The organism is Acinetobacter sp. VT 511 (assembly GCF_001077515.1).
GTDB lineage: Bacteria > Pseudomonadota > Gammaproteobacteria > Pseudomonadales > Moraxellaceae > Acinetobacter > Acinetobacter schindleri.
Genome location: NZ_LFRE01000061.1, coordinates 59,504 through 84,000 on the forward strand (window position 1 = coordinate 59,504; position 24,497 = coordinate 84,000).

Consider the following 24,497-nt stretch of genomic DNA (forward strand, 5'->3'; position numbering starts at 1 on the left):
TTTTTTATAAATGATCTTTTAATCGATCATCGAACTGAATCGTAAAACAATTCATTGCTAAACTAATACCTTTAAATATGGCTGTCATTTGGTTTAAATCTTCAGGAGTTTTTAAACCTTTAGCTAATTCAGCTGCCATACTTTTGATTGTAGCTTCATCCATGTTAAGTACTTCTTTTTATTATCCTCAGTAGGATAAATAAAAATTAAGTACTTACACAAAATTTAGAACAGTCCCACAACTCATTTTGTTGAACTATATCTGTACAACAACTCTACCTCGAATTTTTCCATCTAAAATTTCATTTGAAATATTTAAAGCATCTGTTAACTGAATTTCAGTCGTTACTGTTTCTAATTTTGTTTGATCTAATTCTGTAGCCAAACGTTCCCATGCTTCTTTTCTTAATTCGATTGGTGCCATCACGCTATCAATTCCATATAAGGTAATCCCTCTTAGAATAAATGGAGCAACTGTTGCTGGAAAATCCATTCCGCCTGCCAAACCACACGCAGCAACTGCACCACGATATTTTGTACTAGCACATGCATTGGCTAAAGTATGGCTTCCAACAGTATCAATTACGCCAGCCCAAACTTCTTTGTTTAATGGCTTTCCTGGGGAAGATAATTCAATACGATCAATAATTTCACTCGCACCTAGATAGGTTAAATATTCTGACTCTTGAGGTCGACCAGTTGAAGCTGTAATTTCATAACCAAGATGATTCAAAATAATAATGGCAATACTACCTACTCCACCATTTGCACCTGTCACTAAAATTTTTCCATCACTTGGTTTAATACCATGTTTTTGTAAAGCCATGACACACAACATTGCGGTATAACCTGCTGTACCAATAACCATCGTATCTTTAAAAGAAAAAGCAGAAGGTTTTTGTATGAGCCAATCACCAGAAACAGTGACTTGCTCGGCTAGCCCTCCAAAATACTTTTCACCCACTCCCCAACCATTCAGTAGAACTTCATCTCTTTCTTTCCATGCTGGATGTTTTGATTCAATCACAACACCCGAAAAATCGATGCCTGGGGTCAAAGGAAAACTACGCACCACTGGTGAACGCCCAGTAATGGCTAAAGCATCTTTATAATTGAGTGTTGAATATTTGACTTCGACTCTAACCTCTCCTTCTTGTAAAGGCTTTGATGCAATCTCAGTAATTTGCGATGTGTAACCTGCTTCATCTTTAGTAATTACAATACCTTTGTACATAGAACTTCCTCTCCATTTAATTAGACTGCTTGTCTAGAATTAATTAAAAAATAAATACAGACGTCTGCATTTATTTTTTAATTAACTTTTTACGTGATTTTGTTGTTTTACAGCTAAAGTAAACAAGCGATAAAATGCATCTAAGGGACTTGTTGATTTGACCAAACGTGCTCTTAGAACTGCACCTTCCCACCCAATCCAAAACTGATAAGCAGCTTCATCGCAATCAGCTAGGCTATATTGTGAATTTGACTGATGTAGGCAATCAGAAACTAATTTCTCCCATACCTTAAAGATACTTTCGATTCGGGCAATGATTTCTTGTGGCAAATACGACACTTCTTGTCCTAAGTTACCTAAAATACAACCTCGTTTAAAATCATATTTTTGCATTTTTTCACCCGCATCTTTTACAAAATTTTGCAGCTTTTCTAGTGGGGAAAGATCAGTTTGACTTAAAAACTTATTCAATCGCTTCACAAAATAAAGTTCATAAGCATCTAAGACTTCTAGAATAAAAGCCTCTTTATTTACAAAATAATGGTAGAAAGACCCTTTAGGAACTTGGACTGATTTCATGAGATCGTCCAAGCTCATAGCATTCATTCCACGTTCGGTCAGTAACTCGATACCTCGGTGGATTAAAACTTCTTTAGTGTCTGCATAGTTACAACCGTGTTTGGTTGGTCGACCACGTGGTCTTTTGGGTGAGGAAGAATAATTCATATAATAAAAATAGACTATGTGACTAGAAATAACAACAATAAGATTATTTGATTGAAAATTTTATCTAAACGTCATCTAGTTCTCTTTTTTCACAGTACTTAGTCATTCATATAAATGCTCTTAAAAATCCTATAAGTTCATGAACTAATTTTTTATAAATTTCTATTATTTTTCTTCAAAATATTGAAATTAATAAATATATTGTAAAAATGATTTATAAACTAGATTTTAGGTAAACATAAGTTAAATGGACCTAAATTCCTTAATGCGATAGAACCGATGAATTAAACAGCCAAAACTGATTGTAACGACAATCAAAAACTGGTTGTAAAAGCATTGAACTAAAAGTGAATTTTCTGTTTATGATCTTTTACAATATTTAGCCATGCTCTAGTTGCAGGACTCATTGCTATAGTCGTATTCCAGGCCATACTTAAAGTCCAATTTAAACCTGGATTTTCCAATACGGCAGTGTTGAATTTTTCCTGATCTAATTGCTGGCAATATATTTGAGGAAGTAATGCGATTCCCATATTTGATTCAACCATTTTTGCAATAAAGTCCCATTGACTGCTTTTACAGACAACTTTAGGTTCAAAACCTACTGTATTTGCTGCTTTAATAATCATACTATTCAAAGTAAAGGTATCAGAAAATAATAGAAAGGATTCTTCTTTTAATTCGACCAAATTTACAGTTTTCCTATTTCTCCACTGTGAATCTTTTATGGATAGTAAGCACATTGCTGAATCAACAACTGGGATTGACGCAAAAGTCGGTCGAAAATTACCAAGTAAAATACCAACATCAATACGTTTATCTGCAATTGCTTCCTCAATACTATTCGAGCCTACCTCTAAAAAACTAAGCTGTATATCCGGATGTTGCTTATGAAATAAGGCAATAAGTGAACTAAATAAGACAGAACCTAATGGTGGTAAACCTAAAGTCAGTTTACCCTTTTTAAGTAACTTAACTTGCTCAATCGTGTTATATATTTTTTCATGTTCTGACAGTATGTTTAATGCATGCTGATAAATCAGTTCGCCTGTATAAGTCAGTACGACTTCACGTTTTCTTCCTGCTTCACCTTTTTTAAATAGTGCTGTTCCCAACTCTTCTTCTAAGCTTTTAATGATCTTGCTTAAAGTCGGTTGCGTCATAAACAAGCGTACTGCAGCTAAACTAAAACTCTGGCTATTAACAGTTTCAACAAAAATTTTAAGTGATTTTAGATCCATAAATTATTCCAATATAGAATAATATTTATAAAATTATTCATTATTTCGCATATGTACAGCATATAAAATTACCTTATCTTCAAAATCAAGCTGTGATATTAATGCCTGTACAAATCGAACATCCGACCCGATTCAAATATATCAGTAAAATCATTTTGCAAATCAGCTTATTACTTGCTTTCTGGTGGATTGGCAGCATACTTCAATCCTTATTTAAACTTCCAGTATCTGGTGCAGTAATCGGGCTTTTTATTGTTTTAACAGGTTTATTGACTGGATTTTTTAAACTTGAATGGATCAAGAGTGGCTCCGATTTTATTTTGGGTGAATTGGTTTTATTCTTTATTCCCTGTTTTGTTGGACTAATTAAATATAAACATCTTTTTTTAACAGAAGGCTGGCAATTAATCTTTGCTGTTATTCTGGGCACCATTTGTGTCATGGTGGTTACAGCATATAGTGTACATCTTGGCTTTCAGTTTGAAAATAAAATCAAGAATAATCGCTCCCAATCTCTGCGTAATATAGATCAGGATGGAAAATAATCATGACTTTAATCGCCATTGTTTGTCTAATTTCAACTTTACTTTTTTATACTGTCGTAAAAAAAATCCATCAAAAATATCCTTATCTCATTTTATCACCAGCGATACTATCCCCTATCCTTCTGATTATTTTAATCTTATCTTTGAATATATCCTATGATACGTATATGCAAGATAACCAATGGATTGTCTGGATGTTAGGCCCTGCAACAGTCGCCTTTGCCATTCCAATTTATGAATACCGTGAAATAATCAAAACACATCTACTTTCTATCAGTATGGGCGTGGTGATAGGGATGCTAGCAGGAATGATCAGTTCATTTTATTTGGCTAAGCTGTTTAATTTTGATCAGTCAACGACCTATAGCTTAATGGCGCGTTCCATTTCTACACCTTTTGCAATGGAGTTGAGCAATCATATAGGTGGCTCTGTCGAACTGGTTATTTTGTTTACCATGATTACTGGTGTTATAGGTATGATCATTGGTGATATTGTGCTAGCCGCCTTACCGTTAAAATCTCATTTTGTCATGGGTGCATCTTTGGGCAACGCAGCACATGGATTTGGAACGACTAAAGCCTATAGTCGTGATAAAGAAGAAGGGGTGATTGCCAGCTTAACAATGGTACTTGCTGGTATTTTTATGGTTTTGGTAGGTCCTTTTCTGGTTCATCTGCTTGTATAGTTTGGTTCTGTCGTATTAAGGAATTTAGCTATATTCAAGATAGTGGTGATTATATGAATGCAAAAATGCGAGCTTATACCTCCCCTTTTAGTCTTTAATTCACTTTTTCGCTTCGTCATAAACTATGCTATCAGCTCGTTTTCTAACGGTTTTCAGCAAGATAACTACCTAATCATCTTCGGTGGTGTTTCAATATGCTGAAAAAAACAGGTTGGCTTTTGATAAGATAGTGAGATGAAAACAACACTAGAAATCAAATGTCCAACCTGTCTAAGTGACAGTATAAAGAAAAATGGCCTCAAACTATATGGCAAGCAAAAATATCAATGCAAAAACTGCAAGCGTCACTTTATTGGTGATCATGCTCTTAGTTATCGAGGTTGTCATTCTAGTATAAAGTGTAGTGTTCCGATGAAAGAACCCAAATATACCCCTGAAATCAGAGAAAGAGCGGTTCAATTATTGATTGAATTCGAAAAAGATTATACATCGAATTGGGCCACAATCACAGCTATTGCACCTGAGCAATACTGCGCAAGGGTTGCACTCCTGAAACACTTCGTATTTGGTATCAGAAATATTTAGATCAACAAAATCCTGTCAAAGTACAACAGATATCTGATCAAGAAAAAATGAAGCAAATGGAACGTGAAATCAAAGAATTAAAGCGTGCCAATGAAATTTTACGTAAAGCAGCCGCTTTTTTCGCCCAGGCGGAGCTCGACCGCCCACACAAGTAATGGTAGATTTTATCCATAACAATAAAGATCGATATGGTATTGAAGCGATTTGTAGAATTTTACCTATCGCACCTTCAACCTATTATCGAACACTAGATCTCGCCGACAATCCAGAACATCGAGCGAAACGAGATTTACACGATGTGCATCATGCTGAACAAATCAAACGAATTTGGAAGGAAAGTTCAGGTCGATATGGTGTACGTAAAGTCTGGCAAAAGTTGGAACGTGAAAGCTATGTTATTGCACGTTGTATTGTGGTTCGCTTTATGCAGAAGCTAGGTATACAAGGTGTTGGGTGTGGTTAAGAATAAAAAAATCTTGAAAATTTTATTGAAGTTATTCTTTTTAAGATTCGTACGGGCTGTCCATGCAGGGATTTACCTGCTGCCTTTGGAGAACCAAATTCCATATTCAAGAAGCTTTCCCCATAGTCAAAAGACAATAACTTATTAAAAAATATTAAAGTTAATTTGATCTGATGCTGATTCGGAATAGGTGTCTAGTGATGCCCGTAATGTGAGGGCTCTGCAGCACGCTACAGGAATCAAGGATCAAGCAATCTCAAAAAGTATCAGTGGAAACAGTTCTAAAATTCATTTGGGGGTGATTCTAATGGGAATCCTGTTTAGTTTCTAATAAAGGATGGCACAATACACGATATAAAAGTGGCATAGAACTTAGTTAACAACATAGACCTAAATAAGACAAAAATTCTCTATGCTGATAAAAGGTATGACTCTGAGTCATTGAGAAAACAGATAGAAAATACTGGTAATAAAACCAATATTTCCAAAAAATCTAATACGCTTTCAAATAATGATCATATGGGTTGTTATTTTTATAAAATCAGGCATTTAATTGAGAATACCTTTGCAAGGCTAAAGCAATTTAAAGTAATCGCCACACGCTATGATAAATTGGCTCAAAACTTCTTATCAGCGATCTACCTGGCTTCAACAATCATCTGGCTTAATTGATGACACGCCCTAGTAATTTTAGAAATAAATTTACAGATAAGATTAAAAGTTCTAAAACGATTTTGTTGCACGAAACTACTTTACTCTTAAAGGCTTCTTTAGCAATATAGTTTCCAGGACGCCTACATCTAGAATCCACCGTATAACCAATTGGTCCTCGTATAACTAAACTTTAATCAAGCGAGGAAATATATCAATCTGGTTTGACCCTAAGACCCAATGGTATGCACAACCACAAGGCAAGCACGAACGAAATCAAACTTATTCCGATAAAGCCATTAAATGCTATTTAATGATCAAATCCTTTTTCCATCTTTTTTTATTCATGGCCACAGGCTTTGTTCGAAGTCTAATTAAACTCTGTAGCTTGAATTGGAGAGTACTAGATTACTCTGTCCTCTGTAGATGACAAAAGCATATTGATATTGCGATAAGCTATTAAAAAATTCGTGATAGGTTACTGATAAGTTACACCTATTCATCGACTCTACGGGCTCAAGATCTTTAGGTGAAGGTGAATGGAAGCGTAAGAAACATCACCCAGAATACCGTCGAATGAGATAAACTTCTTGTATAGATGTTGAAACCATGCAAATTGGAGCCGTTCACCTTACGACAAATAATATCAGTGATTCACAATTACTCAGGAGTTTGCTGGACCAAATTCAGTCAGATGAGCGAATAGATTCTGTCTATACCGATGGGGCGTAAGACATAAAATGCTGCAGAGAAGTGATTTCAGACCGATGAGCACATACTGTCATTACTCCAGAAAAAAAATGCAAAATTCTAAAAAGATCAAACAACAGAATCTTTAGAGAAAAACGAATTATTAAAAACAGTCAAATGTCTAGGTAGAGCTGTTTGGGAAAAAAGCCAGGTTATCACCGATGCAGTTTGATTAAAACCAAGACGCATTGCATTAAATTATTAGGAGATGAGTTGACGGAAAAACATTTTTAAAGTCAGGTATGAGATTCATCTATGGGTAGCAGTTTTGGATAGATTTACGAAATTAGGCAAACTTTATACCTAATTTGCCTAACTTAGGAAGGATCTATCTCTAAAGCCTATATGCAATAGAGCCGTTTTTCTTCTATAGTCCTTACCACTTGTATTGTTTAAGAATATATATCTCCAAAAGTGTAGCAAGTTGCTACACTTTTTTCTAAATAAGGTCTTTACCAAAAATATCATTCAGTCTTTCACGAATACTTTGAACGAATTCCGGATTATTTTTAAGTTTATGCTTCATGTTTCGTTTAAAGTCATTCAGCCCTATACCAATTTCAGCAAAATCCATTTGGAATAAAGTGTCATTAATGACAATATTTGCTTGAGAGTCAGTGAGACACCCTACTTTTTTAAACCACTTCTTGAACTGCTGATAATTTTCATCATTATTAAAAATATACCAGGAACGTACATTCATATCGAATTTAGCACCTAACTCTTTTACGAATGCATTGTCTTCAAATGGAACATCAAGATAGATTTTTTCAATTACTGCCATTTCATCCGGTGCTTTATCAGCAATCCGATGATGCAGTTTAAAATTCACACCTACAATTGGACGGCCTTTCTTAACAGTTTCATACTCTAATTGTAGATCTGTATTTTCATTAATTTCTGCCACTATTTTGTCTAATACATAGCGCCTGAAATCTACCCAACGATCATATTTTGTTTCATTAATATCAATCAGTGCTTTCAAATTTTCTAAAAGTAATGGAACTTCATAACTATTCTGGTTGGCATACTTGAATTCGTTTTTAATGAAATACGTATAAAGACTCATACTGGCAACAGAATCAAGGGCGAAAAGATGTTTTAGCTGATAGGTAGTAAAATTTCCCCCAGCTAGTTGAGTAAAATACGGTAATACTTCACTGGTAAAACGAATCTGAATTGCATTTTTAGAGTCATCTTCCCATCTTAATTCACGGATGATGGGAACAACAGAATGCACTTTTTTCGTTTTTCTCTTCCTATCATCAGCAGGCTCCTCAATAATAAAATGAGCTACCCTAGATGAAAGTTCTTTATAGATCCGGTCTATTGCAACATTAATTGAATTGCGTTTATTCAATCCTAGTAAATCTGCTAGATCATCCTTATACAAATAAATATAGGTTTGTTCGGTGATTTCACCATTTATCCTATTTTTCTCACTATAATTTGCAACAGCCATTGCATATAGGAGTGCCTTATATTCATTAGCTGATAACTCGATTGGGCGAATTAAGCGGTTACTGGTACTGACAACGCCATTATGGCGAATGTTGCCTATACAGTAAGGGATATAATTCGATTCCTCTTGCAATGGTTCAGATTCTGTCATAACAGTGATATTTATAATTTAACTCTATTTTTTATATACAAAAGTGGAAAAACTTTCAAGACTTTCACCACAAAATTCTAAAAGTGGAAGGTTTGTCATCAAAAAAAAAGTGTTTTAGTCTTTTTCCACCATTAAGGTGGAATTGAATATAGTTTTTACACCATAAAGTGACAAGCCTTCCACCTTTCAGTTAGATTTGAAAGGTATAACTGCACATATAATCATCAGGAAATATCCAATAAAAACAGATTATCCACAGGTCAAAAATACACAGTGACAACCTTTCCACCTTTAAAGCTTATTTACGGGACTTTATTAACAATCTAAGTTATTGTTTTTTTAATATATTTTTTTAAAAAACAGCAGTTTAAAAAGTAGCAGTGACAAACCTTCCACCCTAGTGACAGACCTTCCACTTTACAGTGACAGACCTTCCACTTTACGATGACAAACCTTCCACCTTAGAGTGACAGACCTTCCACCTTACGGTGACAAACCTTCCACTTTACGGTGACAAACCTTCCACTTTTAAAGAAATAAGTATTTGTTTTATATAATAAAAATATGCTCTTAATTATTAATTAGCTAAATAACTAATTATTCTAATTATTAATTAAGCTAGCCTAGTTAAAGATTTATTTTTTAAGCTGTTTTACATCTGAACAAATAGGATTTATAAATTTAAAAACTATAGTAAGATGAGTGAAAGTTATTTATATTACTAGACATTCAAATACGGAAGCATCTGACACGCATGTCTGCAAAAATTATTACTGTTGCTAACCATAAAGGCGGATGTGGCAAAACAACGACTGTTGTGCACCTCGCCTCAGAACTTGCCAATCTGGGCAATAAAGTTTTAGTCATTGATTTAGATCCTCAAGCAAACGCAAGTTTACATATTGGGATCCAACATCCAAGCGAAATTGTTGTGACTACAGCAGAATTACTGGTGGGCGATATTTCGTTGTTGGCAGATGCATTACAAGAAGAAACGAACTTTGAAAAAGTATCATTAATTTATGGTTCCTTGAATTTAGGAAAAACTGAAGACCAACTAAAAGAAGAAGCTCCCCGTCCTTCTGAAGAGTTAAATATCAAGTTAGAACTGTTAAAAGATCTTTATGATTTTATATTGATCGACTGTCCACCTAGTCTTAAATTATTAACCAGCAATGCCCTGGCATCTTCAACACATGTCATTATCCCTATCGAATCTGGATCACAATATGGACTGTATGGGGTAACAGATCTTTTAAACCATCTTGAAAAGATCAAACGTATTAATCCAGATTTAGAGCTTTTAGGCGCTTTATTGATTAAGCATGATGAGCGTCAGAATGTTTGTAAACTGATTCGTGATGAAGCATTGAAACAGGTGGGCAAAATTTTAGAAACCACCATTCCTCAAAGTACTAAAGTCAATCAAGCAGCGATTCTGCAACAATCACTTTTGAAAGTAGAAAAAAATTCAAAAGTACGTAAGGCTTTTGAAAGCCTTGCCAATGAAATTGTAGCGAAAGTTTAAACCTGAGAGCATTATGGCAAGCACCAAGGAGCTTTTAGCTCAGAAACTGAAACAGAATACAGAAAAACACCAGCAAGCACAGAAAGACAATATTAAAGAGCTAAAAGAGTTTAGACGTAATGTCCCTATTGAGGATATCAGCCGCAGTCCAAACCAGCCGCGTAAAGTCTTTGAAGAGTCACAGTTAAAGGAACTGGCGGATTCTATTAATGAAATCGGCCTCTTGCAGCCCATTACAGTGCGTAAACTGGATAATCTGAAATATGAACTGATTGCAGGCGAGCGACGCTTACGGGCGCATCAGTTACTCGGTAAGTCTGTGATTGAAGCCATTATCATTGATGCAGATAATGTAGAAGCATCTTTGTTAACCTTGGCAGAAAATTTAGAGCGTCAGGATCTAACAGATTATGAAATTTTTATTGGCCTGATCTCTCTCGATGAGAAATTAAAGAAAAACAAGCAACGTTTAGCCAATTCACTGGGTTTAAATCGCGAAGATATGTACAAGTATCTAGCGTACGAAAAGCTGCCTCAAGCAATTTTAAATGACCTTGATGTGGAACCAGGCCTGCTAGGTCGTACTGCTGCAACTGCATTCAAAAAATTTTTATCGGATCATCTGGAACAACTTTCTGAGGCCGAAACGGCTTTACTCGGGGCTTGGGAAAAAGTAAAAGACAAAAAACTTGAGCAAAGCAAAGTTACTGCCTATGCTGAAAAATTATTGAGTCAGGATCCAGAAAAACTGACCACGACATCAGTGGTCAGAAAAATTGAATATGCGGGTAAGATTGCGGGGAATATTAAACTGAATCAAAAACAGCTTAAGGTTTCTCTGAATATCTCGGAAATTGACGAAGCCAGTTTATTACAACTAGAAGATTTTTTAAAACAGCTGATTCAAAAAAGCGAAAAAGTGTAGCAAGTTGCTACACTTTTTTTTAATAACCTCAAACCAATTACATTCTCATGCATTATTGAAATTTATTTTCTTCAGTACACTCATTTGTATTTGATCTTTGAGAGACTATTGCTGCGGCCAGATATTAAATTCTGATGTTCTTCTAGCCGACCAATTTTAATTTTATAGTTATCCGGAAATGTTTTTATATCCTACATATTCACTCCCTACTTTCACGTTTTTATATGAGAATGATCAATCAATATCAGGTTTTTGATGGATAAATTTATATGCTGGTCGAACACAAATAATTTAAATTCGCTTGATGGAGGTCTTTAAATTTAAGTTATTAATGTCAGCTGGAGGACCAGTTAAGCCAAGAACCATGTTAGATAACAGACTACCCGGAAAAAGCTTACAGGATCGAGTCGTAGTAAATTTGATAAGAAAGATGGCTTGAATCCACTTTAAATTCGGCTAGAGATTTAATGAGAATAAAATAGCAACTAATAATATATAGTTGTTGAAGTTCAGGTTTTAGTTCATTTAGCTGGTAAGTTCGAATGAATTAAATAATTTTTCTTTGATTAAAGTTCAATCCTTATATTCATTTGGTGGTGTCTCAAAAATTATGCTGAAAAAAACAGGTTAGCTTTTGATAAGATAGTGAGATACAAATAACACTAGAAATCAAATGTCCAACCTGTCTAAGTGACAGTATAAAGAAAAATGGCCTCAAACTATATGGTAAGCAAAAATATCAATGCAAAAACTGCAAGCGTCACTTTATTGGTGATCATGCTCTTAGTTATCGAGGTTGTCATTCTGGTATAACAAATAAAATACTACACCTGATAGTTAGAGGTAGTGGTTTAAGGCATATTGTAGGCATTGAGTAAATCCACTTATCAAATTCCTCTTGAGCAAAAATATTATGAATGTCTGGAAGTTGATGAGTTTTGGACTTTTGTAGGGAATAAAAGAATAAATAATTACTTATTTACGCTTACCATAGAGAAACAGGAGAGATTGTGACTTATTTTTGGGATAAAGAGATCTAGCTACAGTCCAACGACTGAAGGAAAAGTGGAAGCAGTTAGGTATTCATTATACCCGAATTTCAAGTGATCAATGGGATAGTTTTATCACTGCATTTAAAGATTGTGAGTAAAGTATTGGTAAGTTTTTTCACTGTAGGTATTGAAGGAAATAATTGCAAAATAAGGCATCAGATTAGATGTTGCTTTAGGAGAAGTTGTAATTTTTCAAAAAAGCTTGAAAACCACTTTAAAGCTTTCGACTTAACCTTATTTTATATCAATAATGGCTTCATTTAATCTCAGCATACTTTTTGGAACACTACCTATTCATTTAAATCAATATAGGAATTAAAAAGTGTAGCAACTTGCTACACTTTTTAGTAGCGAACAAATCGCAGTAAATGAAATGCTGGCTTATATAGCCAAGTTCTAAAATATTAACTACAATGCAAACTATGGGATATTCAAAAGATTTTAAAGACAAAGTCATTGAGATTATGACTAGAGATAAAATGTCTGTGCGAAAAACAGCACAGCATTTCAGTGTTTCTACACGTACGATCCAACTGTGGCAAAAGTCCACAGAGCGAAAACCTATTCCTGGGCGTCCAGCTAAAATTATTGAAGCACAAATATTGGCAGATATTGAAAAATATCCTGATGATTATCAGTATGAACGAGCTGAACGTTTGGGAGTAAGTACTCATGCTGTATTTAATGCATTACATAAAGCAGGAATATCACGTAAAAAAGACGTTAACTCCTCCAAAATCAGATGCTCGTTAACGAGAACAATTTAAAAATTTAATTGAAGATTTAGAACCTGAACTTCCCTTAACTTATATTGATGAAAGTGGGTTTCAGAGTGATGATACCCGCTCCCACAGCTATAGTCATAAAGGTACACGAGCAGAAGGTACATTTAATTGGCAAATTAAGAACAGTTGTAATGCCATTGGAGCCTTGATTAAAAATAAGTTACTGACTGTGAGTTTATTCAACTGCTCTATCACGACAGAAGTATTTGAGGGTTGGATTGAGCATGATCTATTGCCGAAATTAAAAGAGAAAAGTGTTCTCATCATGGATAATGCGACGTTCCATAAAGGTAAAAGTCTTAAAAAATTAATCCAAGAGGCAGGCCATTACCTTGTATGGTTACCCAAATATAGCCCTGACTTAAATCTTATAGAAAAAATGTAGGCTCAAATAAAATCAGTTAGGAAAAGACTTAGAATTAAGGATATAGATTTATTATTCAAAGAACATTGCAGTAACTTATTTGGAATTTAGCTATAGTGTATGGGGGCCTAAAAAATTAATTAATTTATGTCTATGAAAAAATAGAAATAAATTTTCATATATCAATGATGTATGGTTGTTTTTTATAATAAATAGCCTAAGCAATTATTAGTAAATAGATGTTTTTTGGATATGGTATAATTAGCTAAAAATCCAGACATCAGTGGTAAATTAAAATAAATCTTAAAGGATGCCAGCCTTAAACTACAGCTTTAATTTTTGTCTACAGACAGCAGCCCAAGACGTTACCTAGTGTCACGTTACGGAACCACACTCAGTGAGCTTGCCGGATTCAACAGTCTAGAGATCTTAGTATATTGCCCTATAAAGGCCATTTTCTTAAAGATCACCTTTAGATAGTCAAAGACATTCAAGTGTACAGATAGGAAACGTGCTAGTATAGAAGTGGGCAATACTGCTTAGAATCAAGGTACATGATTTTCTCAGTCGACTATTACGAATAGCCGCCGTTTTGTAGATGCCTTTTAATTAGATTGAACCGTTACCACTCTTCTAGACAAATTTAGTCTATTCTTTTTGCATAAATGATAACATTATGAATGGACAACGATATTCTCTCAGAATCACGTATCAATCATGCTGCTAAAGCTTCTCATTAAGACAGGTGAGTGCATCTTTTTACTGATCTGTACCTTGTTTTTAGTTTTTCTCTACTCTTTAATTTAGTATTATCTGTATCACTTATAAGCACTCACTGGATTCCTTAAATGAAGTATATGGAAATCAGAGATTTGATTGAGGCTGAATTAAAAAATTACAGTTCTAATCAAATGATTCCATCCGAACGGTACTTGGCATTAAAGTTTGACTGTTCAAGGGAAACAGTGCGTAAGGCCTATGAACAGCTTCGTGCCGAAGATAAAATTTTCAAACGGCAAAATCTCGGCTGGTTTGTGAGTAATAAAAAAATTCAATACTATCCAAACTCAATTGAAAATTTTCGTTCTTATATGAAGGCACAGGGTTTTAATGCCAAAACTGAACTAATCTCGACCAGACAGCTGGAGCGATTTGATCACAGTCATCTTTTTAGTGAAGAAAATCGTAAATTGGGCTTTATTGAAATTATCCGTTTACGTTATGCTGATGATGTACCAGTACTTCTAGAATATAATTATTTACCTGTTGCGCTGTTTCTAGATGTGCTGAATTATAATGTGATTACTTCGGTCCAAGACGTCATTAAAAATCACTTTCATTATAATTACACGAGTAGTCAGTTAAAAATTAAAAATACCGGTGTGTCTCATTTTGAGAGCCAGCACTTAGGTATTCCTTTAAGTCAAACCGCCACTTATATTGAACGTATTTCAAAATCAGATGATCTAGTGATTGAATATGACATCGAAATCTGGTCACAGGACAAAATTGAAATGACCTTAGATATTCAAGCATAAGCTTATATTTATATCCTGCCTATTCAAATCCTAAGAAGTTAAATGGTTTTAGGATTTTTTTTATTTTCTTAGATTAGACCTCCTTCATAAATCATTCTTACTCAGTTGCAAATTATAAATTCCAGCAACTAGATTGAATCTCAAAAGAGGGGGGCTTTTAGCTCTATTGCGATAACGTTCTGAAAGCATTTTGAAAGTTTTTAGACTGCCAAATACATACTTAATTTCTATTCTTCTTTATTGATTTCCTGATTATAGATTTTTAGTTCAGGATCCAGTTTACAGCGGCTTTTGGCCTCTAATGGCAACAGGGTATTGGGATACAAAGTATAAATCCTTTAATAACCTCTATCTGTAAGAACAAAGGTTCCTGAAGGGATCTGGTTTAAATTGTGTTTGAACAATTCTAAATCAAGCGGAATTCTCAGCATGACTTTCATATCAGGATGCCAATATCAGCAAATGCCAAGAAACTTAATCCAACATTAGGGGGTATTGGGAAGTGCGTTTGATTGAAGTTGAGCAGAAAGGGAAAATTAGACGTTATATCACTTCATTAATGAACCCAAAGACACAGCCACTGATAGGCTTGGCGAAGCTTTATGCTCAGCGCTGGGAAATAGAAATGTGTTACCCAGAAATCAAAAGTGATTTACAGGAGGGCAAGCATTTGAGGAACAAGCAACCTGATTTAGTTTGTCAATAATTATGGGGGGCTTTATTGCCTACAATATTCTAAGAAGACAAATGAAACATATGGCTCAACGTGCAAAAGTCAGTCCTTTGAGAATCAGCTTTCATATTGCATCTATTGGCATTCTGAATATATTAAGATTCGACTCTTTAGACTCCGCAGGTAATTTACCTAAACATTTAGAAAGTTTACTGGAAAAATCTAAGAGATATGTTTTGCCTGAGAGGGGAGTGAGGAGTTGCCCACGAGTTGTGAAAGGAACACCACAGAAATACCCAAGAAAATGCCAGTCAATTTCTTAACTGACCGGCATCACTTTAATTAAGGGCTTTCAGATGATTCAGATTTTTTGTCTTTCTCATTTCCATAATCTAAAGCAGCCTGTTGCGCTTCGGCGGCGGCAGTTGCTTCTATTGGGATGGATTCATCTGCAATAGCTACTGTTCCAGTAAATCCAAATAAGCTCAGGATTAGAATCTTTGAATACTTTTCCATCTGAATTTCCTCTGCGTTTCTAAAACTTAATTTCAGTGTAGAGGGTAAGTTTAAATTCCGATGTATGAGCTATGTCTGCATATGTAAGATATTCAGGATCCAAGTTATAGAACCTCGGGTTTATGTAAGAATACTTATCGGATGAGTTTTTTTGTAGCATTGACTGGCCAAATACAGACCGATTTTCTTGAAAATCTTTTATAGTGCAAAATCAATAACTACTTGGACAGCGATTCTTATTTCATTTGGACATTTTTTTCTGCTTTAGGGTTAAATTAGACTACATAAAATCGTGGAACATTGCTTATTTATTGGGCGTGAAACAAGGGGAATCATAAAAAAAGCCCAATCTGTGATGATTGAGCTTTTTGTTATACGGTAAAATTATGATTTAGAAAAGGAAACAAATATAGTTTCGTATAAGGTGTATTATGTTAATTTTAGAAAACTAATTAAATGCTTCTAAATAGTTCATTAATTCGGTTTTCCCTTGTTTTTGTGCTCTTTCAAATGCTGTTTCCTTGTATTTATTTTTATGCTTCATATCTATTCCATATTCAGCTAAAAATTGTAATCCGTATAAATTATTATAATCTACGAAAACATGGGGCATTTGGAAAACTGGGTCTTTACCTAATGGATCACAACCTAAATCTATTAGTAATTTATAAATTTCAGCATTCTGATTGAGTCCAGCAATAGCCAACCCTTTTTGTGTCACAGTCTTAATAAAATACTCTTTAAAATTCTCAAAAAAATAAAAAACCATTTCATCTGAATATCTAAATGCCAATTCAAGTGGTGTATAAGCAAACGATTTTTTCTTTGGGTCTGCACCAAGTTCTAATAACTTCTTAGCTAAATCAGTATTATTTTCTTGAATGCTCAATCCTAAAGGAGTTCCTACACCTTTAAGACCTCTATTTAACTCACCTTTACTTATTTTTTTTGATAATAAAAAATCTATCTGATCTATTAAATTAAGATGGCAAGCATATACAAGCGTTTTCTTGATTTTTTCTTGTAAAAGACTATCTTTTAATTGAGCTTGTCGTTCTGTATCAAATGGTGTTACCCCATAAGTTTGATATAGAATCAACTCCATTGCATCATCCCAAAATAATTCAGGATTGTAGTTGGTGTGGTGGATTATTTTTTTATCAATAGAATAATAACTGTAGATGCCATTATCTAATTCATCATTATCCATAAGATCATGTATTTCTTGAAATATATCTTCAGCATTTCCTAGATTTCTGAATCCTACTCCATCTGTTTCATAAACAATTGCATACCTTAAATGAATGGTTTTATTCATAATAAAGAAGAAATCTTGGGTAAGCTTTAAACCATCTACTTTTCTTAAAATCGTATCTATTGTTGGATTCATAAGTTGAGTTAAATATCATAAATTTTCATTTAGTATAAAAGAAAATTTCTCGAATATTGATACCATTTAACTTAATGGTTGTTATGCCAACTCTAAAGCGTCCAAGTAAGATAGGAATCTTGTTCACTTCTCTGCGAGATTTAGTGTTCATTAAAATAAGAATACGCATATAGGGAAGATAATTTAATGGCAAATTATAAAAAGAGCATAGCAATGGTCAACTGCGGTAATCCCCCCTACAATAAAATCCAAGAAGACATAAACAATATGAAACCAACTACGATGAAATGGATCGGCAATAATATTGAGTTAAATGACATGCAGGGTGTCCATACTTTCTTATTAAGTTTAGAAGAAGAAGGTGGTGTTGATTAATCGCAGTATGTCATGAGTCTTATACAGGACATCGCCCAGTACATAAGGTTAAGTTTGAAAAGAATTAACACCTCCTCTGAGATATTTTTCTTTACCAGCCCTGTTTCTGTAACATCTAGTAATTTCTTGTAACCTTATTGTTATTTATTGTTCACTTTGTTTATTATATAAAAGATAAAAGGTGGATAATTTAAGATGCTCACCAAGGTCGAAGCCATTGTGATTTTACTAATGGTAATTGCATTAATACTCATTATTTATGAAATGGGACAAGGACTTAATTGGACTTTATAAACGCTTTCTCAGTTTAAAAAAAGTCCTCAATTGATGGCATTAATTTATTTATCAGAAGTTTCAGAATTTTGATTTTATACAAAGATGAATAATATCTATATTGGTGATATTGTTTACCTAGTTTACGGTAGTCATCCAATGATGGTTGAAAAATTGCAGGATAATTTAGCTACTTGTATATGGTTCAGTGATAAAAAACATTTTTTCCGTGAGAATTTTCCCTTAAATATCTTAATAAAAAAAACGTAATTCAACAAAATATACCTGGGCGAATTCAACGCTCATAGTGTACAGGTCATTTCGACCATGGCATGTGTTACTGATCTGAACAATGAATCACTGGTAGAATTTGCTGCTGATAAACAGGGATTTAAAGAGCTACTTAGTGAAGTCATGAAAATGAATTACGGTACATTTCAAAACTACGTTATCGCTTGAACTGAGGATAAGAAAGCTTGTTTGAATCGATATATTTCATCCGCAGATTATGCGCGAATGCTAAGAAATCTGGAGTTCGAATATTAACCAAAAAGAAGATCATTTTTTGATTTATGCGAGAGATCTATTCTATTTTTATATTTATAAGGCTAAACTTGCCTTCAATTTAATACTGGTATGTACCACTTAATTTTAGGGCGTGTCTTCAATATTAAATGTATTTAAAAATACTGTTTGCATGTTCGCCTAAACGATGATTTTCCATTATTAGATAATGATCTAGCTCAGGAATAGTGATGATGACCATAATTACCAATGATTTAGGTCATGGTATGGGCAATGCCTGGGAAAATAAAGACTGGGCACATATTTCTGATCCAGAATTACAAAGCCTGCAGCAGCAATATTCCTGTTTACAAGGTCATTTTGAGATTTTGTGGTATAGTCCCCGGCCATTTTCATCTGCGGCTCTGGTCAAGGTGGAGCAGGATTTTGTGATCAGGGATGAAGCAGTCGCGCATCAGTATTTGATTAAGCGCAGCCATTGTTCCTTTCGTCGTGCCCGCGATATTTTACAGGAGCATGCTGTTCTTCAGCATTTAGCTAGCAAAGAAGTTCCTGTTGCAGCATTGATTAGCTCAAATCAAGGTTTGACTGCTTTAGAGCTAGGTGACTGGACCTATGAAGTCTATGCAAAAGCAGTCGGCTTAGATCTGTATGCAGATCAGCAATCCTGGAAACCTTTTTTCTATGCTGAACATGCTGCGAAAGCGGGGCAATTACTGGCAAGGTTACATATGGCCATGCAGGATTTTCCTGAGCAGCAAGGTCGATCAGCATCTTATTTATTGTCCAATCAGCAGCTTTTAGACAGTGAAAATATCGTTACAGCCATTCAACGGCGCATTGTAAACAGTCCAGAATTAAGCCGTTATTTTGCCGACAAAAATTTAGATCCTTACTTTTTAGATCGAATCTTACAGGTTCACCAGCGTATTCAGCCTGTATTGCAACAGGCAAGCAAAATTTGGACCCATAACGATTTACACGCTTCTAATCTGTTTTGGTCAGCGCCGGATGCCAAAGCTGAAATTACTGCCGTAATTGATTTTGGTTTATCTGACCGAAACTCTGCACTTTATGATCTGGCTGTGACGATTGAACGTAATTTTATTGATTGGTTGGAATTAGAGCAGAGCCCACATATTCAGATTGATGAAGCTGGTTTAACCGCCTTTCTACATGCTTATTTTTCTGAAGTACATCCACAAGAAGATTTTAGTATTTTGCCAGAACTACTGAAAATCGTGCATCTGGATTTCGCTTTTTCAGAGCTTGAGTATTTTGTGGGTATTACCCACAACCTAAACCATGCAGATGCGGCTTATTACGACTGGATTATCGGTCATGTGGACTGGTTCTTTGGCGAACAAGGTCAACAATTTACCCAGACTTTAACTCGGCTCATTCAACATGAATTGCAAGCTTCTCAATGCTCTCTCTAAACCCAGCATCATCACCCACTTCACAGACATAAGGTTTCGTATGAACACTCGTCAACTCAAACAGAATGTATTAACTCGATCTTTAAATATGATCATTCTGTCGCAGCTGTGTTTAGCCCCGCTGACTTATGCTGAAGACGCTGTGCAACAGCTTGACACGATTGTTATCACCGCCGATCAAAGCATTCCTTACTCGAGTGCCAAAGTGAATGTTGAAGGATTTGCTACGAACAGTCTGCAAAAACTCCCTGCATCGGTCTCTATCTTGACTGCCGATCTCATTGCTGAACAACATGCTCGTGTGCTGAGCGATGTGGTAAAAAATGATGCAGCCATCGGTGAGGGCTATGCTGCAATTGGCTATTATCCAAACTTTGTCTCGCGTGGCTTTGCACTCGATTTGGCATCAAGCTACCTCATTAATGGCAATGTGATTCGTGGTGAACAAAATGTTGCACTTGAAAACAAAGAACGTGTGGAAATTTTAAAAGGCATTTCCGCGATTCAAAGTGGTATGTCGACCCCGGGTGGTGTGGTCAATTATGTCACCAAGCGACCTAAAGATATCCAGGCCCTGACATTCTCTGCTGATCAACATGGACAGTTTTCAGTGGCAACTGATCTAGGTGGTTTTTGGGGTGATGAGCAACAATTCGGATATCGCATCAATCTGGTGAATGAACAGATTGAGTCTTATGTCGATCATGTGGATGGTGAACGCTATTTAGCGGCATTGGCCTTAGATTGGAAAACATCTGAGCAATCTAAATTGGAATTTGATCTTGAAGCACAGCGTTCCGAACAAAGATCAGTGCCAGGCTATCAATTACTCGATGGCAAAGTCCCAGAAAATGTGAAATGGGATCGATTGCTGGGTTACCAGACTTGGGGCAAACCGGTCACGATCGATAGTCTGAATAGCAGTTTAAAATATAGCTATGCTTTGAATAGTGACTGGAATCTGGGACTCGTTGCAGCACACAGTAAATCCAGAGTTGATGACTATTCAAGCTTTGCTTATGGTTATTATCGGGAAGGCTGTCTGGAAGCGTATTCCTGTAACACGTTTGGTAAAGCTGGCGAGTATGATATTTACGATTATCAGAATCCAGATGAAACCTTTAAAACCAACCAATTTAAAGTCAAACTAGATGGGGTGATTGATACCAATTGGGCGCAACATTATCTAAATTTTGATATTACACAAACCAATAAATCGCGAGATCGTTTTGCTGGTGTCAATGAATGGATTGGTGTAGGTAATATTTATACAGAAACCATAGATTTTTCCCCAGTAACAGCGAATGCTGGACCAAAATATCAAGCACTTAAAAGTAAAAAAACTGCATTTACAGCATTAGACCGTATTGAATGGAATGAACATTGGACCACTTTAATTGGCGGAAAATGGATCGAGCTTGATGAGCAAGCACATGCTTATGATGCAGAGGGTAAGCAGGTAATAAAAGTCCGCGATACCGATTTAGCTAAATTTTTACCGCAATTCGCAATCAGCTATAGCCCCTTGGAATCGACTACCGTCTATGCCTCGTATGCCAAAGGCTTGTCAGATGGAAAATCAGCACCTTGGTTTGCAGAGAATGCTGCTGAAACCCTAGCACCGATCTACTCAGAGCAATATGAAGTTGGTTTCAAACAACAGATCAAGCAGTTTTTATTGACTGCCTCGCTATTTGATTTACGCCAAGACAACCAATATAGCAAGCCGATTTCAGGACTTCGCTATTTTGTTGCGGAAGGCGAACAACATAGTCAGGGTCTGGAGCTCGGACTGAATGGTGCATTAACCGATCATCTGGCCTTAACTTCATCTTTTGCCTTGACTAAAGCCCGTTTAGAAAATGTAGAAGCGGTTGAATATGGTAATCATCAGGCGCAAAACGTGCCAAAAGCTCGTTTCGCAACACATCTTCACTATAACGTACCGAGCATTGCAGGTTTCACTATTCTGGCAGGTGGTCAATACAGTTCCAGCAAATATGCCAACAAAGAGGGTGCTGCGAAAGTTGCAGGTTATAGTGTGGTTGATTTAGGCGCTGCTTATCAATTTAAGCTAAATACGACCGATGCATTGCTGCGCTTGAATATTAATAATCTGTTCAACAAGAAATACTGGCGTGATGCAGGTGAATTTTTGGGTGACGATTATTTATTCTTGGGTTCGCCGCGTACAGCAACCTTGTCATTCAATCTGAACTTCTAAATTGGCTGCTTAATCAGGTTATATTGCTATGGAAAATATAGAAATTGCAGCGTTCATTTTAAACGTTTTAGGTGTCTGGTTGACCTCCAAACAATATAAAGTCTGCTGGTTGGTGAATATTGTCGCTGTATTTTTATATATGATTATTTTTTATCGTGTCAATTTATTTGCAGACGCAGCATTACAAGCCGTATTTATCTTGATGCAACTGTATGGCTGGTATAGCTGGTCGAAGAAAAATCATGACCAGGCTATCACCGTGCAGATTGGCTATTTGAATAAAAAAATCTGGGTATATAGCCTGATTGTGGGTATTGTCGCCGGTCTGGTGATTGGCGCCTTATTTGCTCATTTCACCACAGCATCACTCCCTTGGTTGGATTCCATGTTGGCTTCTTTTAGCTTGGTGGCAAGTTATTGGGCGGCAAAAAAATATATTGAAAGCTGGGGCTTGTGGTGTGTTTTAGATATGATTTATGTTGGCATGTATAGCTATAAGTCACTGTATTTAACCGCCGTGCTCTATTTTCTCTTTATTCTCTTAGCGCTGAATGGCTGGAGAATGTGGCGAAATCTTTATAGAGTGAAATTATCTTGAAATGACACTATTGCAAATAGAAATTTGAGGTGATGCTCTTTCCTTTAAAAAAAGTGTTTATAGACTAAAAACTTTATTTGAATTGGCTGCAGCTTGAAGATGTTGCTGATATTTTGTGAAAGCTAGCAACTATCCATTCAAAGCGAACCGAAGTTCGCTTTGAATGGATTTCACTTCTTAAAAGAACCCGGCTGGTTTGGTCGAATAGCTGACTAGCAAGTTTTTAGTCTGCTGATAATGATCCAGCATCATCTTGTGATTTTCACGACCAATACCTGATTTTTTATAACCACCGAAAGCCGCATGGGCAGGGTAGATGTGATAACAGTTGGTCCAGACCCGACCGGCCTGAATGGCACGGCCAGCACGATAGGAAGTATGCGCTGAGCGTGACCAGACACCGGCACCGAGTCCGTAAATCGTATCGTTGGCGATCTTGATCGCATCATCAAAGTCTTTAAAGGTGGTTACGGCCAGTACAGGCCCGAAGATTTCTTCCTGGAAGGTCTTCATGTCATTGGTGCCTTTAAAGATGGTCGGTTCAATATAGAAACCTTGACCCACCTCCTGACGTGCTTCACCACCGGTCAGGATCTGTGCACCTTCTTCACGGCCAGTGGCAATACAGCCCAGAATCTTGTCCTGCTGTTCCTGAGAAGCTTGCGCGCCAATCATAGTATCAGTATCCAGTGGATGACCGGTTTTAATGCGTTGTACCCGTTCTACTGCACGCGCTAAAAACTCATCGGCAATACTTTCCTGTACCAAGGCCCGGGAAGGGCAGGTACAGATTTCACCCTGGTTCAGGGCAAACATGGCAAAGCCTTCCAGAGCTTTGTCCAGATAATCGTCTTCCTGATCCATAATGTCGGCAAAGAACAAGTTTGGTGATTTACCGCCAAGTTCCAGCGTCACCGGAATAATATTTTCAGTCGCATATTGCATGATCAGCTGACCCACTGCGGTTGAACCGGTAAAGGCAATCTTGGCAATGCGTGGGTTGGTCGCCAGTGGACGGCCGACTTCGACCCCATAGCCATTGACGATATTCAATACGCCCGGTGGTAAAATATCCTGAATCAGTTCAGCCAGCACCAGAATGCTGACCGGAGTCTGTTCTGCAGGTTTCAACACAATGCAGTTGCCCGCAGCCAGGGCGGGTGCCAGTTTCCAGGCGGCCATCAGAATCGGGAAATTCCAGGGAATGATTTGTCCGACTACACCAAGCGGTTCATGGAAATGGTAGGCAATGGTATCTTCATCAATTTCGGAAATGCTACCTTCCTGAGCCCGGATACAGCCGGCAAAATAACGGAAATGGTCAATGGCCAGTGGAATATCGGCAGCCAGCGTTTCACGGATCGGTTTTCCATTGTCCCAGGTTTCTGCCACCGCCAACATTTCCAGATTTTGTTCCAGACGGTCGGCAATTTTCAACAGAATATTGGAGCGGGTGGTCGGCGATGCTCTGTTCCATTGTTCTTTGGCTTTGTGCGCTGCATCCAGGGCTAATTCAATGTCTTCTACAGAAGAACGCGGAACCTTGGTAAAGACTTTGCCATCTACCGGAGAGATGTTGTCAAAGTATTCACCTTTGACCGGAGTGACCCATTCGCCACCAATGAAATTATCGTATTGTGCTTTAAAATGAACTTTTGAATCAGGTTGATTAGGATCGACGTAACGCATATGTATTTCCTTTGCTTATTTTCGTGTGACTAAACTGCTTCTACAGCTTTGGTATAAGGTACTTCTGTACGCTATTTAATTAACATAACTGGTATAAGGTTGGAGAAAGG

19 protein-coding genes, 7 pseudogenes and 1 other annotated feature are annotated in these 24,497 nt (G+C 36.3%); of the genes and pseudogenes, 17 read left to right on the plus strand and 9 right to left on the minus strand.

The window, feature by feature from the left end:
* Positions 1 to 4: 4 nt before the first annotated feature.
* The 4 genes from ACS72_RS17975 to ACS72_RS08955 all read right to left on the minus strand — a co-directional run bounded on the left by ACS72_RS17975 (position 5) and on the right by ACS72_RS08955 (position 3,201).
* Positions 5 to 163, minus strand: a complete 159-nt coding sequence (locus ACS72_RS17975) for a hypothetical protein (protein WP_155768697.1) — start codon at positions 161 to 163, stop codon at positions 5 to 7.
* A gap of 93 nt (positions 164 to 256) precedes the next feature.
* A complete protein-coding gene (locus ACS72_RS08945; RefSeq protein WP_004647831.1) occupies positions 257 to 1,234 on the minus strand; it encodes an MDR family oxidoreductase in 978 nt (325 codons plus the stop codon).
* 81 nt (positions 1,235 to 1,315) lie between these two features.
* Entirely contained in the window at positions 1,316 to 1,960 is a 645-nt protein-coding gene (locus ACS72_RS08950; RefSeq protein ID WP_004779976.1) for a TetR/AcrR family transcriptional regulator, read from the minus strand.
* Positions 1,961 to 2,301: 341 nt separating this feature from the next.
* Complete coding sequence (locus ACS72_RS08955) at positions 2,302 to 3,201, minus strand: LysR family transcriptional regulator (protein WP_048881895.1); 900 nt, start codon at positions 3,199 to 3,201, stop codon at positions 2,302 to 2,304.
* A gap of 101 nt (positions 3,202 to 3,302) precedes the next feature.
* Between ACS72_RS08955 and ACS72_RS08960 the strand changes: the two genes are divergently transcribed.
* Together ACS72_RS08960 and ACS72_RS08965 are read left to right on the plus strand one after the other, a co-directional pair.
* On the plus strand, positions 3,303 to 3,746 hold the full coding sequence (locus ACS72_RS08960; RefSeq protein WP_034706843.1) for a CidA/LrgA family protein: 444 nt from the start codon (positions 3,303 to 3,305) through the stop codon (positions 3,744 to 3,746).
* Positions 3,747 to 3,748: 2 nt separating this feature from the next.
* Positions 3,749 to 4,432, plus strand: coding sequence for an LrgB family protein (locus ACS72_RS08965; RefSeq protein ID WP_048881896.1), 684 nt, complete (start codon positions 3,749 to 3,751; stop codon positions 4,430 to 4,432).
* Positions 4,433 to 4,531: 99 nt separating this feature from the next.
* Here the strand turns inward: ACS72_RS08965 and ACS72_RS17980 are convergent.
* Positions 4,532 to 4,612 (minus strand): annotated as a pseudogene (locus ACS72_RS17980) (type II toxin-antitoxin system RelE/ParE family toxin); the annotation flags it as partial.
* Between the two features lie 54 nt (positions 4,613 to 4,666).
* On the opposite strand from ACS72_RS17980, the pseudogene ACS72_RS17985 reads away from it, so the two are divergent.
* From ACS72_RS17985 to ACS72_RS17440, 4 pseudogenes are all read left to right on the plus strand, one after another.
* Positions 4,667 to 4,822, plus strand: a pseudogene (locus tag ACS72_RS17985) (IS1 family transposase); the annotation flags it as partial.
* Between the two features lie 21 nt (positions 4,823 to 4,843).
* A pseudogene (locus ACS72_RS17430) lies at positions 4,844 to 5,468 on the plus strand (IS3 family transposase); the annotation flags it as partial.
* Positions 5,130 to 5,246, plus strand: a sequence feature (AL1L pseudoknot). (Overlaps the previous pseudogene by 117 nt.)
* Before the next feature lie 21 nt (positions 5,469 to 5,489).
* Positions 5,490 to 6,152 (plus strand): annotated as a pseudogene (locus ACS72_RS17435) (IS5 family transposase); the annotation flags it as partial.
* A 106-nt stretch (positions 6,153 to 6,258) separates the two neighbouring features.
* Positions 6,259 to 7,188, plus strand: a pseudogene (locus tag ACS72_RS17440) (IS5 family transposase).
* 132 nt (positions 7,189 to 7,320) lie between these two features.
* Here the strand turns inward: ACS72_RS17440 and ACS72_RS08985 are convergent.
* On the minus strand, positions 7,321 to 8,493 hold the full coding sequence (locus tag ACS72_RS08985; RefSeq protein ID WP_048881898.1) for a replication initiation protein: 1,173 nt from the start codon (positions 8,491 to 8,493) through the stop codon (positions 7,321 to 7,323).
* A 754-nt stretch (positions 8,494 to 9,247) separates the two neighbouring features.
* Here ACS72_RS08985 and ACS72_RS08990 point away from each other — a divergent pair.
* The 7 genes and pseudogenes from ACS72_RS08990 to ACS72_RS18995 form a co-directional block, all read left to right on the plus strand.
* Entirely contained in the window at positions 9,248 to 10,021 is a 774-nt protein-coding gene (locus ACS72_RS08990; protein ID WP_001274705.1) for a ParA family protein, read from the plus strand.
* 13 nt (positions 10,022 to 10,034) lie between these two features.
* Positions 10,035 to 10,946, plus strand: a complete 912-nt coding sequence (locus ACS72_RS08995) for a ParB/RepB/Spo0J family partition protein (protein WP_048881899.1) — start codon at positions 10,035 to 10,037, stop codon at positions 10,944 to 10,946.
* Positions 10,947 to 11,596: 650 nt separating this feature from the next.
* A pseudogene (locus ACS72_RS17445) lies at positions 11,597 to 12,262 on the plus strand (IS1 family transposase).
* A gap of 158 nt (positions 12,263 to 12,420) precedes the next feature.
* Complete coding sequence (locus tag ACS72_RS09000) at positions 12,421 to 12,765, plus strand: IS630 transposase-related protein (RefSeq protein ID WP_048881953.1); 345 nt, start codon at positions 12,421 to 12,423, stop codon at positions 12,763 to 12,765.
* A gap of 43 nt (positions 12,766 to 12,808) precedes the next feature.
* Positions 12,809 to 13,168, plus strand: a complete 360-nt coding sequence (locus ACS72_RS19580) for a transposase (RefSeq protein WP_368677447.1) — start codon at positions 12,809 to 12,811, stop codon at positions 13,166 to 13,168.
* An 827-nt stretch (positions 13,169 to 13,995) separates the two neighbouring features.
* Complete coding sequence (locus ACS72_RS09010) at positions 13,996 to 14,685, plus strand: GntR family transcriptional regulator (RefSeq protein WP_048881900.1); 690 nt, start codon at positions 13,996 to 13,998, stop codon at positions 14,683 to 14,685.
* Between the two features lie 410 nt (positions 14,686 to 15,095).
* A pseudogene (locus ACS72_RS18995) lies at positions 15,096 to 15,681 on the plus strand (DDE transposase); the annotation flags it as partial.
* A gap of 19 nt (positions 15,682 to 15,700) precedes the next feature.
* Here ACS72_RS18995 and ACS72_RS18190 read toward each other — a convergent pair.
* Positions 15,701 to 15,874: a hypothetical protein gene (locus ACS72_RS18190; protein ID WP_167367476.1), complete on the minus strand. Its 174-nt coding sequence runs from the start codon at positions 15,872 to 15,874 to the stop codon at positions 15,701 to 15,703.
* A gap of 448 nt (positions 15,875 to 16,322) precedes the next feature.
* The gene (locus tag ACS72_RS09030) at positions 16,323 to 17,264 is read right to left on the minus strand and encodes an ankyrin repeat domain-containing protein (protein ID WP_048881903.1); all 942 of its coding nucleotides are present in this window, start codon (positions 17,262 to 17,264) and stop codon (positions 16,323 to 16,325) included.
* A gap of 186 nt (positions 17,265 to 17,450) precedes the next feature.
* Between ACS72_RS09030 and ACS72_RS18195 the strand changes: the two genes are divergently transcribed.
* The 4 genes from ACS72_RS18195 to pnuC all read left to right on the plus strand — a co-directional run bounded on the left by ACS72_RS18195 (position 17,451) and on the right by pnuC (position 22,698).
* Positions 17,451 to 17,639 (plus strand): hypothetical protein, encoded by a 189-nt coding sequence (locus ACS72_RS18195; RefSeq protein ID WP_167367475.1) that lies wholly within the window; start codon positions 17,451 to 17,453, stop codon positions 17,637 to 17,639.
* Positions 17,640 to 18,670: 1,031 nt separating this feature from the next.
* The gene (locus tag ACS72_RS09040; protein ID WP_048881954.1) at positions 18,671 to 19,876 is read left to right on the plus strand and encodes a phosphotransferase enzyme family protein; all 1,206 of its coding nucleotides are present in this window, start codon (positions 18,671 to 18,673) and stop codon (positions 19,874 to 19,876) included.
* A 40-nt stretch (positions 19,877 to 19,916) separates the two neighbouring features.
* On the plus strand, positions 19,917 to 22,100 hold the full coding sequence (locus ACS72_RS09045; RefSeq protein WP_048881904.1) for a TonB-dependent siderophore receptor: 2,184 nt from the start codon (positions 19,917 to 19,919) through the stop codon (positions 22,098 to 22,100).
* 28 nt (positions 22,101 to 22,128) lie between these two features.
* Positions 22,129 to 22,698: a nicotinamide riboside transporter PnuC gene (gene pnuC / locus ACS72_RS09050; RefSeq protein ID WP_048881905.1), complete on the plus strand. Its 570-nt coding sequence runs from the start codon at positions 22,129 to 22,131 to the stop codon at positions 22,696 to 22,698.
* Positions 22,699 to 22,875: 177 nt separating this feature from the next.
* Here pnuC and ACS72_RS09055 read toward each other — a convergent pair whose 3' ends face one another.
* On the minus strand, positions 22,876 to 24,387 hold the full coding sequence (locus tag ACS72_RS09055; RefSeq protein WP_048881906.1) for an aldehyde dehydrogenase family protein: 1,512 nt from the start codon (positions 24,385 to 24,387) through the stop codon (positions 22,876 to 22,878).
* Between the last annotated feature and the right edge of the window lie 110 nt (positions 24,388 to 24,497).

Bases quoted from the DNA above. Each gene is read 5' to 3' on its own strand.
- ACS72_RS18195 (WP_167367475.1), top strand. From the start codon at position 17,451: ATGGCAAATTATAAAAAGAGCATAGCAATGGTCAACTGCGGTAATCCC.
- ACS72_RS08985 (WP_048881898.1), bottom strand. From the start codon at position 8,493: ATGACAGAATCTGAACCATTGCAAGAGGAATCGAATTATATCCCTTAC.
- ACS72_RS09055 (WP_048881906.1), bottom strand. From the start codon at position 24,387: ATGCGTTACGTCGATCCTAATCAACCTGATTCAAAAGTTCATTTTAAA.
- ACS72_RS17975 (WP_155768697.1), bottom strand. From the start codon at position 163: ATGGATGAAGCTACAATCAAAAGTATGGCAGCTGAATTAGCTAAAGGT.
- ACS72_RS08945 (WP_004647831.1), bottom strand. From the start codon at position 1,234: ATGTACAAAGGTATTGTAATTACTAAAGATGAAGCAGGTTACACATCG.
- ACS72_RS08995 (WP_048881899.1), top strand. From the start codon at position 10,035: ATGGCAAGCACCAAGGAGCTTTTAGCTCAGAAACTGAAACAGAATACA.
- ACS72_RS09030 (WP_048881903.1), bottom strand. From the start codon at position 17,264: ATGAATCCAACAATAGATACGATTTTAAGAAAAGTAGATGGTTTAAAG.
- ACS72_RS08990 (WP_001274705.1), top strand. From the start codon at position 9,248: ATGTCTGCAAAAATTATTACTGTTGCTAACCATAAAGGCGGATGTGGC.
- ACS72_RS08955 (WP_048881895.1), bottom strand. From the start codon at position 3,201: ATGGATCTAAAATCACTTAAAATTTTTGTTGAAACTGTTAATAGCCAG.
- ACS72_RS09045 (WP_048881904.1), top strand. From the start codon at position 19,917: ATGAACACTCGTCAACTCAAACAGAATGTATTAACTCGATCTTTAAAT.
- pnuC (WP_048881905.1), top strand. From the start codon at position 22,129: ATGGAAAATATAGAAATTGCAGCGTTCATTTTAAACGTTTTAGGTGTC.
- ACS72_RS08965 (WP_048881896.1), top strand. From the start codon at position 3,749: ATGACTTTAATCGCCATTGTTTGTCTAATTTCAACTTTACTTTTTTAT.
- ACS72_RS09040 (WP_048881954.1), top strand. From the start codon at position 18,671: ATGACCATAATTACCAATGATTTAGGTCATGGTATGGGCAATGCCTGG.
- ACS72_RS09010 (WP_048881900.1), top strand. From the start codon at position 13,996: ATGAAGTATATGGAAATCAGAGATTTGATTGAGGCTGAATTAAAAAAT.
- ACS72_RS08960 (WP_034706843.1), top strand. From the start codon at position 3,303: ATGCCTGTACAAATCGAACATCCGACCCGATTCAAATATATCAGTAAA.
- ACS72_RS18190 (WP_167367476.1), bottom strand. From the start codon at position 15,874: ATGGAAAAGTATTCAAAGATTCTAATCCTGAGCTTATTTGGATTTACT.
- ACS72_RS08950 (WP_004779976.1), bottom strand. From the start codon at position 1,960: ATGAATTATTCTTCCTCACCCAAAAGACCACGTGGTCGACCAACCAAA.
- ACS72_RS09000 (WP_048881953.1), top strand. From the start codon at position 12,421: ATGGGATATTCAAAAGATTTTAAAGACAAAGTCATTGAGATTATGACT.